Source organism: Candidatus Thalassolituus haligoni (genome assembly GCF_041222825.1).
In the GTDB taxonomy this organism is placed as follows: Bacteria; Pseudomonadota; Gammaproteobacteria; order Pseudomonadales; family Oceanobacteraceae; genus Oceanobacter; species Oceanobacter antarcticus.
In genome coordinates, this window is sequence record NZ_CP139482.1 from 4,291,181 (window position 1) to 4,306,917 (window position 15,737).

A 15,737-nucleotide genomic window follows, 5' to 3' on the forward strand; every position below is an offset into this window, starting at 1 on the left:
ACAAAAGGTTCAGATCCGGCAGCCCTGCCGGATCTGCCGGACGTCGAAAGAGATTCTCCCATGCCGCCGAAGCACCTGTTACATCCCCGTTACTGGCCTGTCTGGCTCGGAACCGGCCTGCTGATATCCATGACCTACCTGCCTTATCGGATTCAACTGGCGCTTGGTAAAACACTGGGATTGATATTGTACAAAACCGGTAAAAGCCGCCGCCATATTGCGACGGTGAACGTGCGCCTCTGCTTTCCAGAAAAGACCGAGCAACAACAAACCCAGCTGGTACGGCAAATCTTTATCGACAACGGTATTGGTCTGATGGAAACCCTGATCGGCTGGTTCCGACGGCCGGACTATCTGCTGGATCGCACCCATTTTCACGGCTTCGAGCAATTGAAGGCCGAACTGGCCACTGGCCGAGGGGTCATATTATTGGGAGCACATTACTCCATGCTGGATCTGGCAGGCGCGCTGTTTGTCACCCAATTACCGGCTAACGTCAGCTATCGGCCACAAGACAACCCAGTGATGAACTGGTTGATGGAGCAACAACGGCAAAAACTCTACACTGGCTGCTATACCCGCAAGGACATCCGCTCCTTTATTCGTTGCCTCAAGCAGGGCGAAGTCCTGTGGTACGCGCAAGATCAGGATTTTGGCCGCAAGAACAGTGTCTTTGTGGATTTTTTTGGTATTCCGACCGCGACTATTACCGCGACCTCTCGCATTGCCAAAGCAGGCAACGCAACGGTCATGCCACTGACTTACTTCCGCCGTGATGACAATTCTGGCTATGACATTACTGTCCATCCGCCGCTGCCGATTCCAAGCGGTGACGACGTCGAGGACGCCCGTGTCGCCAATGCTTTTATCGAACAGCAATTACGCCAGCATCCGTCACAATATTTGTGGTTACATCGCCGTTTCAAGACCCAGCCTGACGCTGGCAACGGCAAAGCCAACCTGTATCGTTAATCAGACCAGCAAGGTTTCGGTGCTGCCAGCCGCCATACCCGTCGGGTCATAATGCAGCTGAGTCTTCCTGACCAGTTCACCAAACGGATTGTAGTCGTACTGAAAGACCTCCCGACCCAGCTCATCGTATTCGGAGGAGCGGGTCGGATTACCGGCCACATCAAAATGCATCCGATACTTGAGACGATCACTGATAAAGGTTTCCGCCGTCAGCTTGCGACCGCTATCATCAAACTTGAATCGGGTTGACTCCCCTGTCGACTTGTCTTCTACCTGCTCGATACGGCACGGGCTTAAATACTGCACCGTATCCGCAGTTTCTATACGGGCACCATTGGCACTGATATCGGTCGACAGTGCCTGGTTAGCAATACTGGTTGAAACCAGTTTTTGCAGACGTAACAACTGCATCACTTGCCGAAGGTCATGTAGTTCAGTCGTCGCCTGCTGCTGTGTCAGACGCAACGCATCCAGTGATTCAGCCAGTACTGTGGCATCACCAGCCGCCGCCGGATGCGTATCATGAATGGATTCCAGTAGCGGCTGCATCATCACTGACAGTTCTGCCACTTCCTGGCTGAGGGACTCATGCCGACGCTCAAAGGTGCTGGCTTCCAGCTGGTTACGCACCAGGTTTTCCGTCATATCAGCAACAGTGCTGCTGTTCTCGCTCACGTCATGTAACTGCTGCCGCTGCATCTGCAAGGAACGATTGATGTCCGCCAATGTGGTTATGAATGTTTCGGCCAGCTCCAGTTGCTGACCCTGACGCTCAAATACCGAGTGAAGCTCCGCCAAGTGCTGCTTTTGCTGCTCGCCCACCGGTTCCAGCGCCTGCTCTAAACGGGTGGCTATTGTGTGATCAAAACTGCGCTGGAAGTTAATAATCGCTGCCACCGCCTTTTTGAGGGTGGCAATTTCCTTGCTTATTTCACTGAAATTCGCAGTCATACCGCCAAGCATACGTTGGGAAGATTCGCTCAGTTTGAGTAATGCGCCGTTGTGCACTTCGAGCGCCTGGTGAACATTCCCCTGCACATGAGCGGTCGTTTCACGGAATGCAGCCACCGAAGTACGGGTCAGGTCTTCAATCAATTTTTGCTGACGACGATGGTTTTCCGACAACACATCCTGAATCCGGGTATTGCCGGTGGTGGCTTCACTGAATGCCAATTCCTGCAATTCCAGTGCGCGCTGGCTTTGTTCACCATTAACTTTCAGATTGTTGTTGATGTCATCGGTATCGCGCAGCAGATTGTTCAGGCTGATTTCGAAGTGATCCTTGATTTCATTAACCACACTGTCCAGAGTTTCTGAGCTGAGCTTATATTGCTCTGACTGCTCGGCAGCTTGTATTTTCTGACGGGATTCAATTTGATCAAGACGTTTTTTTAACGGGGTAACCACCAGAAACAGGGCGACCAGGGTCACGAGCTGCGCTGCCAGTGGTATTAACTGGCTGACATCCATTCTTATCTCCAGTTCTCGTCAGAGGCCGGTAGGGCCCGAATGAGGGGCATCCAATGTAGCCATGTTTGCAATACAAAACCAGCGAACCAACCCGCAAGTTTTTAACGGCACTAACCAGAACCGCCGCGGGTGACAGCATAACAGACAGAATGACGAGAAAACCCCCGAACATAAGGGTCGAGAGAACAAGCAACACCCGCGATGCTGAATTCAGATCCGTCCAGTGACTCGCAAGAACGTTTCCTGTAACACCCGTACGTCATTGGCAGCACGATGGCGATCTATGCTCATTTCAGCCCACAGACTGTCTTTGGTGTCGTGCCATGCTTCCATCTGCTCCTGGGTAAGCAGGCGGTTGATGGTCTCAATGCGGAAGCGCTGTATCAGCTCGGCTTCATCGAACAACCGTCCAAGCCAGGAACTGTCATAACTCCAGGCGTCGGAGTACAGGGTTTTGCCACGCAGGGCATCGTTCAGACGTAATGCCACTTCGCGAGGACTCAGACCGTCCTCTTCAAGCATGTTGCGTGAAATGCCATGAATTTTTTCCGCATCATCGCTCCAGTGTCGCCATGACGGGGCCGGGCGCACCAGGCAGCAATTAACCATACGATCCTCCAGCGCGTATCCGATTTCTATCGGATAACTGCCTGAACCGAAGCCTGAGGCTTCGAGATCGATAATCGGAGGAACGAGTTTTTGCACCTGAATGTCCTGTTACCTTGATTAGCTGTCAGTCATTGTAGCGGCTGGAGGCTTTACGCTCCATGACGATTCGCGTTACTGAATTGCTGTTAACCATATCAGCTTGAATGACGAGCTAATGGCGCGACACGCATTACCTCTTCCATTGTTGTCAAACCCGCTGCGACCTTGTGGGCACCACTGAGACGCAAGCTGTGCATGCCTTCTTTCATCGCGGCCTGCCGCAGTTTTTGCTGATCCGTTTGCTCATTGACCAGGGGTTCCAGTGCTTCGGTCATCGGCATCACTTCATAGATACCCATACGGCCCATATAACCGGTACCTCGGCACTCAAGACAGCCAACGGCGGTGTACACCTGTTCGGGGGTTTTCACCAACCATGGTGCCGTCAATTGCTTCCATACCGCTTCGTCAGTGGGCTGTTTTTTCTTGCAGTGAGGGCACAATGAACGAATCAACCGTTGCGCCATCACACCCAGCACACTGGAGCGTATCAGATAAGCTGGCAAACCCAACTCCTGCAATCGGGTAAACGCCGAAGGCGCATCATTGGTATGCAACGTCGACAAGACCAGATGACCCGTCAGCGCTGCCTGCACCGCAATCTCTGCCGTTTCAAGGTCTCGAACCTCTCCTACCATGATGATGTCAGGATCCTGCCGCAGCAAAGCCCGCACCCCGCTGGCAAAGGTCAGGTCTATACCCGGATGCACCTGCATCTGATTAAAAGACGCTTCCACCATTTCAATCGGGTCTTCAATGCTGCACACGTTTACATCCGTCGTCGCCAACTGCTTCAGCGTGGAATAAAGCGTCGTCGTTTTACCGGAACCGGTAGGACCGGTGACAAATACGATGCCGTGATTATTGCTGACCATTTGCTGCCAGCGGCGCTGGTCTTCCTTGCCAAAACCCAGCTCGGAAAAGCTGCGCACCAGTACCTGCGGATCAAAAATACGCATCACCAGCTTTTCACCAAAGGCGGTTGGCAAGGTCGACAAACGTAATTCCACTTCTTGCCCGGAAGGCGTCTTTGACTTCAGCCGACTGTCCTGTGGCTTGCGTTTTTCAGCAATATTCATACGTCCGAGCGATTTGATCCGCGCCAACACCGCAGTGCCCACCTGGGCAGGCAACTCGTACACATTATGCAGTACACCATCAATCCGGAAGCGGACATGGGCTACCTCGCGGCGCGGTTCCAGGTGAATATCACTGGCGCGCTGATCAAAAGCGTACTGCAACAGCCAGTCAACAATATTGACAATATGCTCATCATTGGCGTCTGGAGCTCGGGCCTTGCCCAGCTCCAGCATGGTTTCCAGATTCTGTACCGCACTGGCACCGGCATGATCACCACGCGCACGGCTAACCGAGTTGGCCAGCTGATAAAATTCAACCCGATAACGCTCTATGGATGAAGGTGCCGCCAGTACTCGGCGAATTGTGCGCCGGGAGACATGCTCCAGATCACCCACCCAACTGGCCACATCCGGTTCCGCCGTAGCCACCACCAGTTCATCACTGGTCACCCGCACTGCGAGAATACGATGACGTTCGGCAAAGGCATAGGACATCACATCCGTGACCAAGGGCACATCAATTTCCAGTGGATCAATCTGGCAGGCAGTCATCCCCACTCGACCGGCCAGCCACTCGCAAAGGGCATCTTCTGTCAACGTTTTGCCGTTCGGACGGGCATCGTGAAAATTCTGTCGCGCCAGCAAGGTCAGCGGATGAAGGCTGGCTTCGCCAGATTGACGGCGAATGCCCAACGCCTGTTCATAATCGTTAGAGCTGAGCAACTTGTCTCTGCGCATATCCTCCAGCAGACCGGTGAGACTCAGTTGGCGATCAGCACTAGACTGCATGGAAAAACTCCGGGGTAGTGAAGTGGATTAAACTAGGGGGCGTTGTTCTGACAGCTGGATCAGCAAGCTGGACAGATGTAACCGACGGTCATCCCGCTGCTGGCAACGTTGTCGCCAGTCTTCGCTATTCAACGTCGGGGTGTAATGTCGAATAGCCGTTAGTTCAAGCTGTAAACCCAGTAGCTCGGCAGCGCTGGTGCGAACATCATGATGCCAGCGGGAAGTCAATGCCAGGCCGTCGTCCAGTAACATCCATTCGACCAGCCGTTGTGGCTGTTCCAACCCTGCCCCACGATGTTCTGGATCACTCTGACACTGTGCCAGCAACCGGTCGAATGTCATCTTACCCTGTTGCGGCAGCGGGGTGCTGGTACTCGTCTGCAACTGCCACAACCAGCGACCCAATTTCAACAAGGTCTGAGCCAGCATCGGCTGATCACGCCACTCGGCTATATCTGTGACCGCACATTGTACAACCGGCGACTGCTGGGCAAACTCAGTCCGTACCAGACAGGCACTCGTCAGTGCCAGCGACGGATTAACCAAGGTCACTGTCGGCAGGCATTGCCGGTACGACGGCTCCAGCCGGGCCAACGTAAAAAATGCCAGCAGGTGGGCGGCAAAGCCGACGGCCAGTTGAGTGGTGGGTGGTGGAGCTTCCCACAGCAGGGTCTCTAACGCCCGCTTGATCCATTCGAAGCAATTGTTCAGTTGATCTGGCAAATTGGCGAAGTCGACACCGACCTCAAAAACATCACCCGGCTGTTGCCAGTCGCGGCCCAGCCCGAGCAGCCGGTAGCCCCGTTCAGCCTTGCTGATATCGCTGATCCACAAGGGCACTTCAGCACAAAGCGCTTCCGCCATCCTCCAGATCACTGCCGGGTCACCCTGCAACAGTTCCAACTCCAGCTCACACAGCGGTATCTCGGCTCCTTGCGCCTGTACCAGGCCCTGATCCAGCACAATTTCCACCTCACTCTGACCCAGCTGCCAAATCCAGCGCTGACGTTCAAAGTGAGTGTTAAACAGGGGCATCAGGGAGTCAGCAGAGATGCCTTCAGGCCAGTGCCCCAACACCTCGTCGGAGGCCAGCAAGGAGGCATCCAGCTGCCCTTGATCAAGTGGCCAGTTCCACTCATGGCGCACCGTCAAGCCGCCCTGACTGCTACCCAGGGTCTTCAGGGTTTGCTCGAAGGCGGTCTCTCCCTTTTGTCGAATCCGCAAGGCACAGGTCTGGCGCGACAAGGCTCCTTCCTCAGTGTCAAAGTAGGTATTGTTCAGCGTAGAATGTCCGCCACGGGTTGCCCGACTATCCAGCGCCTGCTGCAATGCCGCCGTCTTGTCTGGAGCAAAACGTAATTTGAGCTCGATTTCATAAGTCATGACGCTATTGTCATGACGCTCGTCAGGTTGCGCAAGCACAAGGTCATTGCTCCATGTCCAATTCTGTCAAGAAAGTACCCACATTTGTCGAAAGCCTGTCCACACTGGTTGGTCACAACAGTATCAGCTCGGTGCTGCCCCAATACGACCAGAGTAATCTGGCGGTGATTCAGAGCCTGGCCGGCTGGTTTGAAACACTGGGATTTGCCACTGAAATTCTGCCGGTGGCAGGTAATCCAGGCAAAGCCAATCTGTTGGCGACACGAGGAACGGGGGATGGTGGCCTGGTGCTGAGTGGACATACCGACACCGTGCCCTGCAACCCGGAACGCTGGATCTCAGACCCCTTCACCCTTACCGAGCGGGACGGTCGTCTGTATGGCCTGGGTACCTGCGATATGAAGGGCTTTTTCTCACTGGTACTGGAAGCCGTACAGGCGTTTCATACCAGCGACTTCAAACAACCCTTGATGATTCTGGCCACTGCCGACGAGGAAAGCTCGATGTGCGGCGCCCGCGACCTCGCCCGCCAGGGCCGACTGAAGGGCCGTTATGCGGTGGTCGGTGAACCCACCAGCCTGCGCCCTATCCGCATGCACAAGGGGATTATAATGGAAAGCGTACGGTTGACCGGACGTGCTGGACACTCGTCCAACCCGGCACTGGGCATCAACAGTATTGACGCCATGCACGATGTTATTGGTGAGCTGAAAAACCTGCGCCAGGAGCTGGCTGCGCAGTACAGCAATGCCCATTTTGCCGTATCGGTCCCCACGCTCAACTTTGGCTGCATCCACGGGGGTGACAACCCCAACCGGATTTGCGGCAGTTGCGAACTGGCCTTCGACCTGCGCGCCTTGCCCGGTATGAGTAATGACGATTTGCGCCACGAAATTCGCCAGCGGCTGAGTCCGATAGCTGCCCGGAATAACGTAATTTTTGAACTGGAAACCCACTTCCCGGGTATCGAACCGTTTGAAACCCTTGCCAGCAGCCCGCTGGTGCAAGCGGCAGAGCGATTGACCGGCCATCGCAGTGAAGCCGTCGCTTTTGCTACCGAAGCGCCCTTTCTGCAGGCACTCGGGTTTGAAACCATCGTCATGGGGCCAGGCAGTATTGATCAGGCTCATCAGGTCGATGAATTTCTGGCGCTCAGCCAGATAGCGCCGGGGGTCGAGCTGATTCGCTCGTTGATACAGCAATTTTGTCTCGAAGAGAGCCGCTGACCATTATCTGCCACTCGCACCGCCGCCGCTAGACTGCCATTTCAGCGGCGGAAGTAGTCCGCAGCCGGTGAGCGTGGTTAAATCAGTTTATTAACCCTATTTGCCTGAGACACAGCATTGACGCCAGTGACCCCTGACACCACCGCTTACGTGCAATGGTTCCGCCAGTCTTCCCCCTACATCAATGCGCACCGGGGCAAAACCTTTGTGCTGATGTTCGAAGGTGATGCCATCGCCGATGCCAACTTCACCAACGTCGTGCAGGATATCGCCCTGCTCACCAGTCTCGGCGTACGCCTGGTACTGGTGCACGGTGCCCGGCCACAAATCGACATGGCCCTTGAGCGCCTGGGGGCACAGAGTACCTTCCACAAGGACTTCCGTATCACCGACCGTCAGGCCCTGACTGCCGTCAAGGCTGCCGTTGGCTACGTCAAGGCCGATATTGAATCACGCATGTCGGTTGGGCTGCCCAACTCTCCCATGCACGGTGCCCGCATGCGAGTTGTCAGCGGCAACTTTGTCACCGCCCGGCCCATGGGGGTGATTGACGGCATCGACTTCCAGCACACTGGCGAAGTTCGCCGGATAGACCACAGCGCCATTACGGATCTGCTGGCGGCCGGTAATATTGTGCTGCTGTCCTGCCTGGGTTACTCACCGTCAGGGGAAGTCTTCAACCTCGCCGTTGAAGATGTCGCCCGCCACACCGCCACCAGCCTGCGCGCCGACAAACTGATTCTGATGGGTCAGGATGACGGCTTGCTGGATAACACTGGCCATACCCTGCAACAGTTGACCTGTCGTGCACTGGAAGAACGCTTGCCACAAATCAGCGGCGAAGCACGCAACCATGCCGAAGCGGCACTGAGAGCCGTTAGCCAGGGCGTGCCACGCGCCCACCTGATCGGTTTTCACCACGACGGCGCGCTGCTGCAAGAGCTGTTTACCCGTGAAGGCAAGGGCACCATGATCAGCCAGGATCCTTACGACCAGCTGCGGCCCGCCAGAATTGATGATGTTGGTGGCATTCTCACCCTGCTGAAACCGCTGGAAGATGCCGGTATCCTGGTGCGCCGTTCACGGGAGTTGCTGGAAACCGAGTTGAGCCGCTTTTACGTCATCGAACGTGACGGCATGATCACCGCCTGCGCCGCCTTGTATCCTTATTCTGATGATCGTGCCGAGCTTGGCTGTGTGGCCGTGCATCCCGACTATCGTGGTGGCCATCGCGGCCAGCTATTGCTGGAACAGATCGAACAGGAAGCCCGCAGACGTCAGTATCAACAACTGTTTGTGCTAACGACCCGAACCGCACACTGGTTTATTGAGCAAGGCTTTGTGCCTGGTCAAGTATCTGATCTACCCGAAGAGCGTCAGAAGCTCTATAACTTCCAGCGCAACTCCAAGGTATTCCTGAAAACACTCTGAACACAGGCATCACACTATGAGTGAGTGGTTTATTGCTGCCAATGAAATACACCGACGCTACGACGACTATGGCGTCATACAAGTGTTCGACGATGGTAATAAACGCTACCTCAGTTTCGGCACCGCTGATGAACAAAGTTGCTTGCTCAAACATCAGCCAATACAGCTGCAGCATGAATACAGCCGCGCCATGCTGGCTTCGCTGTTACTGTTTACCGAACAACCCCCGCAGCAGATCAGCCTGCTGGGGCTGGGTGGTGGACTACTGACCAGTGCCATCCACCGCCTGCTCCCCGACGCCCAAATCAACGTGGTAGAACTACGCGCTGCGGTCTTACAGGTGGCACGACAGTATTTTGCCCTGCCTCGCAATGACCACCTCAACGTCAATATTGCCGATGCAGGCGTTTGGCTGGCGCAAGCGCCTGCCAACGCTGCCGACTGGTTACTCAGCGATCTGTTTCTGGCCGACGGACTGGATCAGCAACAACTGCAGGAAAACTTTCTGGATCACTGCCACCAGCATCTGGCTCCTGGTGGCTGGCTGGTACTGAACCTGTGGCGCGAACACCGCGATCAGGCCATCTGGCTGTGGAAGTTAAAGCAACGCTTCCCCATAACACGGCATGCCACAACAAAAGATGGCAACTGGATTCTGTGGGCACAAAAACCGCCGCAAGCCGCCTCAACAGTCCCCGCTGCCAAGCAGGCACAAGTCCAGGCCAAACGCTGGTCGGCGGAACTGGGCTTCAACTTGTGGCGCGCCGGACGGCCCTTCTTTCGCGACAAATCCTACAACAAGGAACGGCAATACAGTCACCTGCTGCTGGGCAATCTGATGTCCGACAAGGATTAGCAATTGATCAGGCGCCTATGGGCCAAGCAACAAACCACCACCCGCACCCACCAGCACCACCAACCAGGAAGGTGCCTTCCAGGCCGTCAGCAAAACAAAACACAGCAGCGCCAGCACCAGTTCAGCGGATGATTGAATGGCGCTGGTAAAGACGGGTTGATACAGTGCCGCTCCCAGAATACCCACCACAGCAGCATTCGCACCCGCCATCACCGCCCGCAAGCCCGCCCATTGACCAGCCCATTGCCAGAATGGCAACACCGCGATCAACAACAGCAATCCTGGCAAAAACACGGCGACTAACGCCAACCCGGCCAGGCTCCAGATCATTGTCCCGGATGCGCCCAACCCCGCCGCCCATTCAGCACCGAGAAAGCCGGCAAAGGTAAACAACGGCCCTGGCACTGCCTGAGTGGCACCATATCCGGCCAAAAAGGCATCCGCTCCGATGTGACCGGCCTGAACGGTTTCGGCTTCCAGTAGCGGTAACACTACATGCCCACCGCCAAATACCAATGCGCCAGCGCGATAAAAACTGTCCAGTATCTGCCAACCGGGCTGCGCGGTCAGTGTTGCCATCCAGGGCAACCCGGCCAACAGAACGACAAACACCCCCAGAGCCACTACTGCAGCCCCTCGGGAAACCCCGAACAAGGGTGCCACCGCTGCTGGAATAGCCAGATGACGACACCAGACCGCACCGGCCAAGGCACCCGCCATTATCGCCAGTAATTGTCCGCTCAAGCCTCCCAGTAACAGCACCAGCGCCGCCGCCAGCAGCGCCATCGACGCCCGCGCCCGATCAGGGCACAAATTACGCGCCATCCCCAGTACCGCATGAGCAATAATCGCCACCGCCACCACCTTGAGACCGTGTAACAGTGCCTCCAGACTACCCGCTGCGGTACTGGCCAGTGTTGCCAGTAACACCAGCGCCAGCGCCGATGGCAGCGTAAACGCCAGCCAGGCAGCCAATGCTCCCGGCCAGCCGGCCCGCATCAAACCCAAGCCAAACCCCACCTGGGAACTGGCCGGGCCAGGCAAAAACTGACACAAGGCCACCAGGTCAGCATATGCGGCGTCACTCAACCAGCGGCGTTTATCCACCAACTCGGTACGAAAATAACCCAGATGGGCAACCGGGCCGCCAAAGGAGGTTAGCCCCAGCAGCAGAAAAACCCGGAATACTTCGCTCACTCGTGCCATACGATTCCTGTCGCGGTAGTGTTGAGGGGACATCTATTTAATCCTGCACGACTCTGCGCGAGTGTTGCCGGTTTTTGACGTGACCCATCAGGCCTGCAAACCGGCTTCGTGATTCGACACCATCCGAAAGCCCAGAGCGGCACCGGATTAAATATTCAAGAGTCAATTGTGCTCGTTCTGTCTTTACCAGGGCAAGGGTTCGGCGATTTCGGCCCAGCGCTGCTGGCTGTGAATCCGATCCAGGGCATCCGCCAACGCTTCGCAAGCAGCCAGTGCCTGCTCCCAGCGCAAGCAGCGCTGAGGGTAATCAAAGTCGTAAAAATCATCCAGATCCGGGATCCGCCCTCCCGGCAAGGTAGCCGCAAACTCCCATGACGGTGCCACGATGATGGTGCGGCGGTAATGTTCACGAGAAGCCGTTCGCCAGTGCAAGCGCTTGTCAAACCAGCCACCCTTGGGTGCCTGGGCAAAATAATGGGGATAAAGCACAAAACCGGTTTTCGGCAACACTGGCAGGTCAAACTGGTAATCGGTAATACCGCCATCCCGGTAAGTACCTGCTGGCGCACCGGCAATATTACGTACCCCGGCAATTACCAGTGGAATCGCACCGGTCGCCAGGATCGCTGGACGCAGGTTATCTGCGGTCAATGTCACATGACGGGCGGGTAAATGAGGGAAATAGTCGATCGGCGGTTTCTCAGGATGATGAAACAACACCCGGTCAATCCAGGGTCGCATGCCCTTGCGCGACAACAGATTCGCCCCGATAGCCCCGAGCCAACCGGCTGTTTGCAGCCATCGGGTATCACTGGCAGTCAGACCCCGACAGCGTGTTACCAGGGTGTGATAGCGCATAAAGGGATGTTCCAGGATTTCGCTGATGCCCTGCTCGCCCAACGCCAGATCAAGCATACGGCGACATTCAGCGGCCACTTCCAATGGCGTGGGTTTGGCCGAGTAGCGCTGGCTAACATAGGCTTCCAGAAAACGTTGATGCGCGGCCAGCGGCTCATTGCGGGCGAAACAACTGAGCCGCCAGGCACCGGCCGAAGTCCCGAGCAAATGCAGCGGCTCGGTACGATGTTTGAACCACTCACTGAGCAGGTAACGATCCATCGCTGCCAGTGCCAGCCATTTCGGGCCACCGGATGCTCCAAGCACCACCTGGATATCGTCCGGTTGCAAACCATGGTCACGAATATGCTGTAGCGCCTCGACACCAGCAAACACCTTTAATGGTAAATTGGACACAGCCCGAACCCTGCTCAATACAATGGGCCGCTATGATGAGAGGATTAAGGGCTGGACTCAAGATCTGCGTTCGTACACCACAAAACGGTAGGGATACGGATTATCGTCACTCGGTGAATGCGCCTCTCTGCTCAGCTCCTGCCACTCGGCACGATCAAACTCGGGGAAAAAGGCATCCCCCTCAATATCGGCATCCACTTCCGTCAGATACAAGCGCTCAACCAGCGGCAATACCTGCCGGTAAATCTCAGCCCCCCCCATAATCATGGCTTCCTCGGCACCGGTTTGCAGTGCCAGTCGGGCCGCCAGTTCGATGGCACACTCCAGACTGCTGACCACGGCCACGCCGTCGGCCTGATAGCCTGGCTGGCGACTGATCACAATATTGGCGCGACCGGGCAACGCCCGACCAATACTTTCATGGGTTTTGCGCCCCATGACGACAGGCTTGCCCATGGTGCTGTCACGGAAATACTTCAGATCACCAGGCAGGTGCCAGGGCAACTGGTTATTGAGACCGATAGTGTGATTGCGCGACAGGGCAACGATCAGGGACAACTTCATGATGGCAAAAAACCGCTTCGAACCGGGGAAATGTCATGGCCGCTACCAGCCAGACGATGAAACGCTCGATGATAACGCCCACCCGGCAACAGAGCCAGTCCCAAACAAGCCAGCAATTTGTTTGACTCAGTGGCAGCCAGCAATCAACAAGGGAAGGCCAGTGGCAGCAACCGGACGGGCAAAAAAATAGCCCTGATACTGATCGCAACCAAAATCTGCCAGTACGTCGAGGATATTCTGTTCTTCAACCCCCTCTGCCACCACTTTCAGCCCGAGATTGTGCGCCAGGCCAATAATCGAGTTGGCGATCGCGGCATCATTGCGATCCGTGACAATATCCTTGACGAAACTGCGGTCGATCTTGAGATAATCAATCGGCAGGTCTTTCAGATAAGCCAATGAGGAGTAGCCCGTACCGAAGTCATCAATGGCAATACTGACGCCCAGATGTCGTAACTGACGGAGCAAAACCGCGCCTTGTTCGAGGTTGTACATCAAGGTACTTTCGGTAATTTCCAGGGCCAGACTGGTCGGTGGCAGCCCGGTATCCTGAATCGCCGCCTGAATACGTTCTCCCAGGTCGCGCTGACGAAACTGGCGCGGGGAAAGGTTAACGGAAATTTTACTGTTCAAACCGACCACGCCGTCATCCAGCCAACGCTTGTACTGCTGGCAGGCACGTCGCAGCACCCACTCACCAAACGGTTCAATCAGCCCGGTATCTTCCAGCACCGGAATAAATACCGTCGGTGATACCAATCCCAATACCGGATGCTCCCAACGTAACAGCACTTCAGCACCGACAAAATGCTGACCAACCACTGAGATTTGCGGCTGGTACACCAGTCGTAGTTCATCCCGCTCCAGAGCATGGTGCAAGGCACTTTCCAGCCCCAATCGAATCTTGTCCATAGGAGCGGTTTGTGGCGTAAAAACCTGACAGCCATTACGGCCATCGCGCTTGGCCTGGTGTAATGCCAACTCGGTACGGCGCACCATCTGGCCGGAATCGTAGTTCGCCTCACAAGACAAATCCGCCCCAATACTGCCCGTTACAAAAATTTCATGGCCATCGATGCGGAAAGGCGCTTTCAGCGCATGAATGAGTTTTTGCGCAATAGCAGTAACCACCTCGACACCCCGCACGGCATCCAGAATCACGGCAAAACTGTTACCGCCCAGCCGGGCGACCGTATCCGAACGGCGCAGTTTTTCCTGTAGCCGTTGTGAACTCGCGATCAGTAACCGGTCGCCCAGCTGATGGCCGTAGACATCGTTCACCACCCGAAAACGGTCGAGGTCGATAAACAACAACCCCACATTGGTGCCGTTGCGATGCGCCTGAATCAGGCTTTGCTCCAGTCGATCCTGAAACAACCCCCGGCCAGCCAAGCCGGTTAACGGATCAAAATGGCTGAGACGACGCAGCGATTGTTCGTATTCCATCCGGACGACTGCGCCTTCGCATAACTGATCCGTCTGCGCCTGTTCCAGCTGCTGTGCAGCAAAAACCTCCTGTACACCACAAGGAATCAACCGTGCTACCGCCTCGCTGTCGATCGCATCCAGGGTAATCACCAGTGCCGCTGCTGGTAATTGCAATCGCACATGCCGGACGGTATCCAGCAGGGTATCGTCAGCCTGACCGCTGACAAGGCAAATAACATCACCAGCACCAAGCCAGCGCTCAATGAGTTGCTCCAACGAGGGCAGCCATTCCTGCGGCACACGGGTGACCAACCGGGGAGACTCTGTCCCCGCATCCAGTGCACACACCAGCAATCTGGTACAGCGATAAGATGGCGCGCTTGAATCCATAACGCTCAACTTCAGATCAATCATGAATTCTGAGTATAGACACGGATCAGCAAGGTGCCGGATTCTGATACTTTTATCGGAATGGACAGCCCCTGATCAGGGGCATGGATATCACTGGAACAAGCAGGGGCTGATGTCGATCAGACCCCAGAGCGGCGGCTCTGGCTCAGATTGCAACCGGTGCCTTGATATGCGGATGATGCTGATAACCATCAATAACAAAGTCGCCAAAATGATAGTCAAACAGTGATTCAGGTTTGCGTTGAATCACCAGCTTCGGCAGCGGCAGCGGAGTGCGAGACAACTGTTCATCCGTCTGTTGCAGGTGATTGGCGTACAGGTGCACGTCACCACCAGTCCAGACAAAATCACCAACCTGTAAATCACATTGCTGCGCCACCATATGCACCAGCAAGGCATAGCTGGCGATATTAAAGGGCACACCGAGAAAAATATCGGCACTGCGCTGATACAACTGGCAAGACAACTTGCCATCGGCGACGTAAAACTGGAAAAACGCATGGCAAGGAGGCAAGGCCATATGACTGATCTCACCGACATTCCAGGCACTGACAATCAGACGGCGAGAATCGGGGTTATTCCTGATCTGCTCAATCAGCTGGCTGATCTGATCTATATGCTCACCCTTCGCGGTCGGCCACGAGCGCCATTGAGAGCCGTACACTGGCCCTAGGTTGCCATCCTCATCGGCCCACTCATCCCAGATCGACACCCCGTTTTCTTTCAGGTAACGGATGTTGGTCTCGCCACTGAGGAACCACAACAGCTCATGAATAATCGAGCGCAGATGCAGTTTCTTGGTGGTCACCAGCGGAAACCCCTCACTGAGATCAAAGCGCATCTGATAACCAAAACAGCTGTAGGTGCCCGTGCCGGTGCGGTCTTGCTTGAACACGCCGTGCTCACGTACATGGTGCATCAGTTGCAGATACTGCTTCATACATTACCCTTTTTATCAAA

Annotated in this window: 13 protein-coding genes; 4 read left to right on the forward strand and 9 right to left on the reverse strand. The window is 55.5% G+C overall.

Annotation, left to right across the window (positions count from 1 at the left end):
• The first annotated feature begins 60 nt into the window (after positions 1–60).
• Positions 61–972 (forward strand): LpxL/LpxP family Kdo(2)-lipid IV(A) lauroyl/palmitoleoyl acyltransferase, encoded by a 912-nt coding sequence (lpxL, locus tag SOJ49_RS19405; RefSeq protein WP_369856116.1) that lies wholly within the window; start codon positions 61–63, stop codon positions 970–972.
• On the opposite strand, the gene SOJ49_RS19410 is transcribed toward lpxL, so the two are convergent.
• The 4 genes from SOJ49_RS19410 to SOJ49_RS19425 form a co-directional block, all read right to left on the reverse strand.
• Positions 973–2,442, reverse strand: a complete 1,470-nt coding sequence (locus tag SOJ49_RS19410) for a hypothetical protein (RefSeq protein WP_369856117.1) — start codon at positions 2,440–2,442, stop codon at positions 973–975.
• 210 nt (positions 2,443–2,652) lie between these two features.
• The gene (locus tag SOJ49_RS19415) at positions 2,653–3,147 is read right to left on the reverse strand and encodes a hypothetical protein (RefSeq protein WP_369856118.1); all 495 of its coding nucleotides are present in this window, start codon (positions 3,145–3,147) and stop codon (positions 2,653–2,655) included.
• Positions 3,148–3,245: 98 nt separating this feature from the next.
• Positions 3,246–5,018 (reverse strand): GspE/PulE family protein, encoded by a 1,773-nt coding sequence (locus SOJ49_RS19420; protein WP_369856119.1) that lies wholly within the window; start codon positions 5,016–5,018, stop codon positions 3,246–3,248.
• Between the two features lie 27 nt (positions 5,019–5,045).
• A complete protein-coding gene (locus SOJ49_RS19425) occupies positions 5,046–6,440 on the reverse strand; it encodes an inorganic triphosphatase (RefSeq protein WP_369856120.1) in 1,395 nt (464 codons plus the stop codon).
• 14 nt (positions 6,441–6,454) lie between these two features.
• Here SOJ49_RS19425 and argE point away from each other — a divergent pair, with 14 nt between their 5' ends.
• From argE to SOJ49_RS19440, 3 genes are all read left to right on the forward strand, one after another.
• Positions 6,455–7,627 (forward strand): acetylornithine deacetylase, encoded by a 1,173-nt coding sequence (gene argE, locus SOJ49_RS19430; RefSeq protein WP_369856121.1) that lies wholly within the window; start codon positions 6,455–6,457, stop codon positions 7,625–7,627.
• 126 nt (positions 7,628–7,753) lie between these two features.
• Entirely contained in the window at positions 7,754–9,058 is a 1,305-nt protein-coding gene (argA, locus tag SOJ49_RS19435) for an amino-acid N-acetyltransferase (protein WP_369856122.1), read from the forward strand.
• Positions 9,059–9,074: 16 nt separating this feature from the next.
• A complete protein-coding gene (locus SOJ49_RS19440) occupies positions 9,075–9,914 on the forward strand; it encodes a spermidine synthase (protein WP_369856123.1) in 840 nt (279 codons plus the stop codon).
• A 15-nt stretch (positions 9,915–9,929) separates the two neighbouring features.
• On the opposite strand, the gene chrA is transcribed toward SOJ49_RS19440, so the two are convergent.
• From chrA to thyA, 5 genes are all read right to left on the reverse strand, one after another.
• The gene (gene chrA, locus SOJ49_RS19445) at positions 9,930–11,153 is read right to left on the reverse strand and encodes a chromate efflux transporter (protein ID WP_369856124.1); all 1,224 of its coding nucleotides are present in this window, start codon (positions 11,151–11,153) and stop codon (positions 9,930–9,932) included.
• Positions 11,154–11,303: 150 nt separating this feature from the next.
• Positions 11,304–12,374 carry a patatin-like phospholipase family protein gene (locus tag SOJ49_RS19450; protein ID WP_369856125.1) on the reverse strand — a complete coding sequence of 357 codons (1,071 nt, stop codon included), beginning with the start codon at positions 12,372–12,374 and terminating at the stop codon, positions 11,304–11,306.
• Between the two features lie 57 nt (positions 12,375–12,431).
• Positions 12,432–12,938 (reverse strand): type 3 dihydrofolate reductase, encoded by a 507-nt coding sequence (gene folA, locus SOJ49_RS19455; protein ID WP_369856126.1) that lies wholly within the window; start codon positions 12,936–12,938, stop codon positions 12,432–12,434.
• 126 nt (positions 12,939–13,064) lie between these two features.
• The gene (locus SOJ49_RS19460; protein WP_369856128.1) at positions 13,065–14,756 is read right to left on the reverse strand and encodes a putative bifunctional diguanylate cyclase/phosphodiesterase; all 1,692 of its coding nucleotides are present in this window, start codon (positions 14,754–14,756) and stop codon (positions 13,065–13,067) included.
• A 166-nt stretch (positions 14,757–14,922) separates the two neighbouring features.
• Positions 14,923–15,717, reverse strand: a complete 795-nt coding sequence (gene thyA / locus SOJ49_RS19465) for a thymidylate synthase (protein ID WP_369856129.1) — start codon at positions 15,715–15,717, stop codon at positions 14,923–14,925.
• Positions 15,718–15,737: the final 20 nt, after the last annotated feature.

Bases quoted from the DNA above. Each gene is read 5' to 3' on its own strand.
- SOJ49_RS19460 (WP_369856128.1), bottom strand. From the start codon at position 14,756: ATGGATTCAAGCGCGCCATCTTATCGCTGTACCAGATTGCTGGTGTGT.
- SOJ49_RS19420 (WP_369856119.1), bottom strand. From the start codon at position 5,018: ATGCAGTCTAGTGCTGATCGCCAACTGAGTCTCACCGGTCTGCTGGAG.
- folA (WP_369856126.1), bottom strand. From the start codon at position 12,938: ATGAAGTTGTCCCTGATCGTTGCCCTGTCGCGCAATCACACTATCGGT.
- chrA (WP_369856124.1), bottom strand. From the start codon at position 11,153: ATGTCCCCTCAACACTACCGCGACAGGAATCGTATGGCACGAGTGAGC.
- SOJ49_RS19440 (WP_369856123.1), top strand. From the start codon at position 9,075: ATGAGTGAGTGGTTTATTGCTGCCAATGAAATACACCGACGCTACGAC.
- thyA (WP_369856129.1), bottom strand. From the start codon at position 15,717: ATGAAGCAGTATCTGCAACTGATGCACCATGTACGTGAGCACGGCGTG.
- lpxL (WP_369856116.1), top strand. From the start codon at position 61: ATGCCGCCGAAGCACCTGTTACATCCCCGTTACTGGCCTGTCTGGCTC.
- argE (WP_369856121.1), top strand. From the start codon at position 6,455: ATGTCCAATTCTGTCAAGAAAGTACCCACATTTGTCGAAAGCCTGTCC.
- SOJ49_RS19410 (WP_369856117.1), bottom strand. From the start codon at position 2,442: ATGGATGTCAGCCAGTTAATACCACTGGCAGCGCAGCTCGTGACCCTG.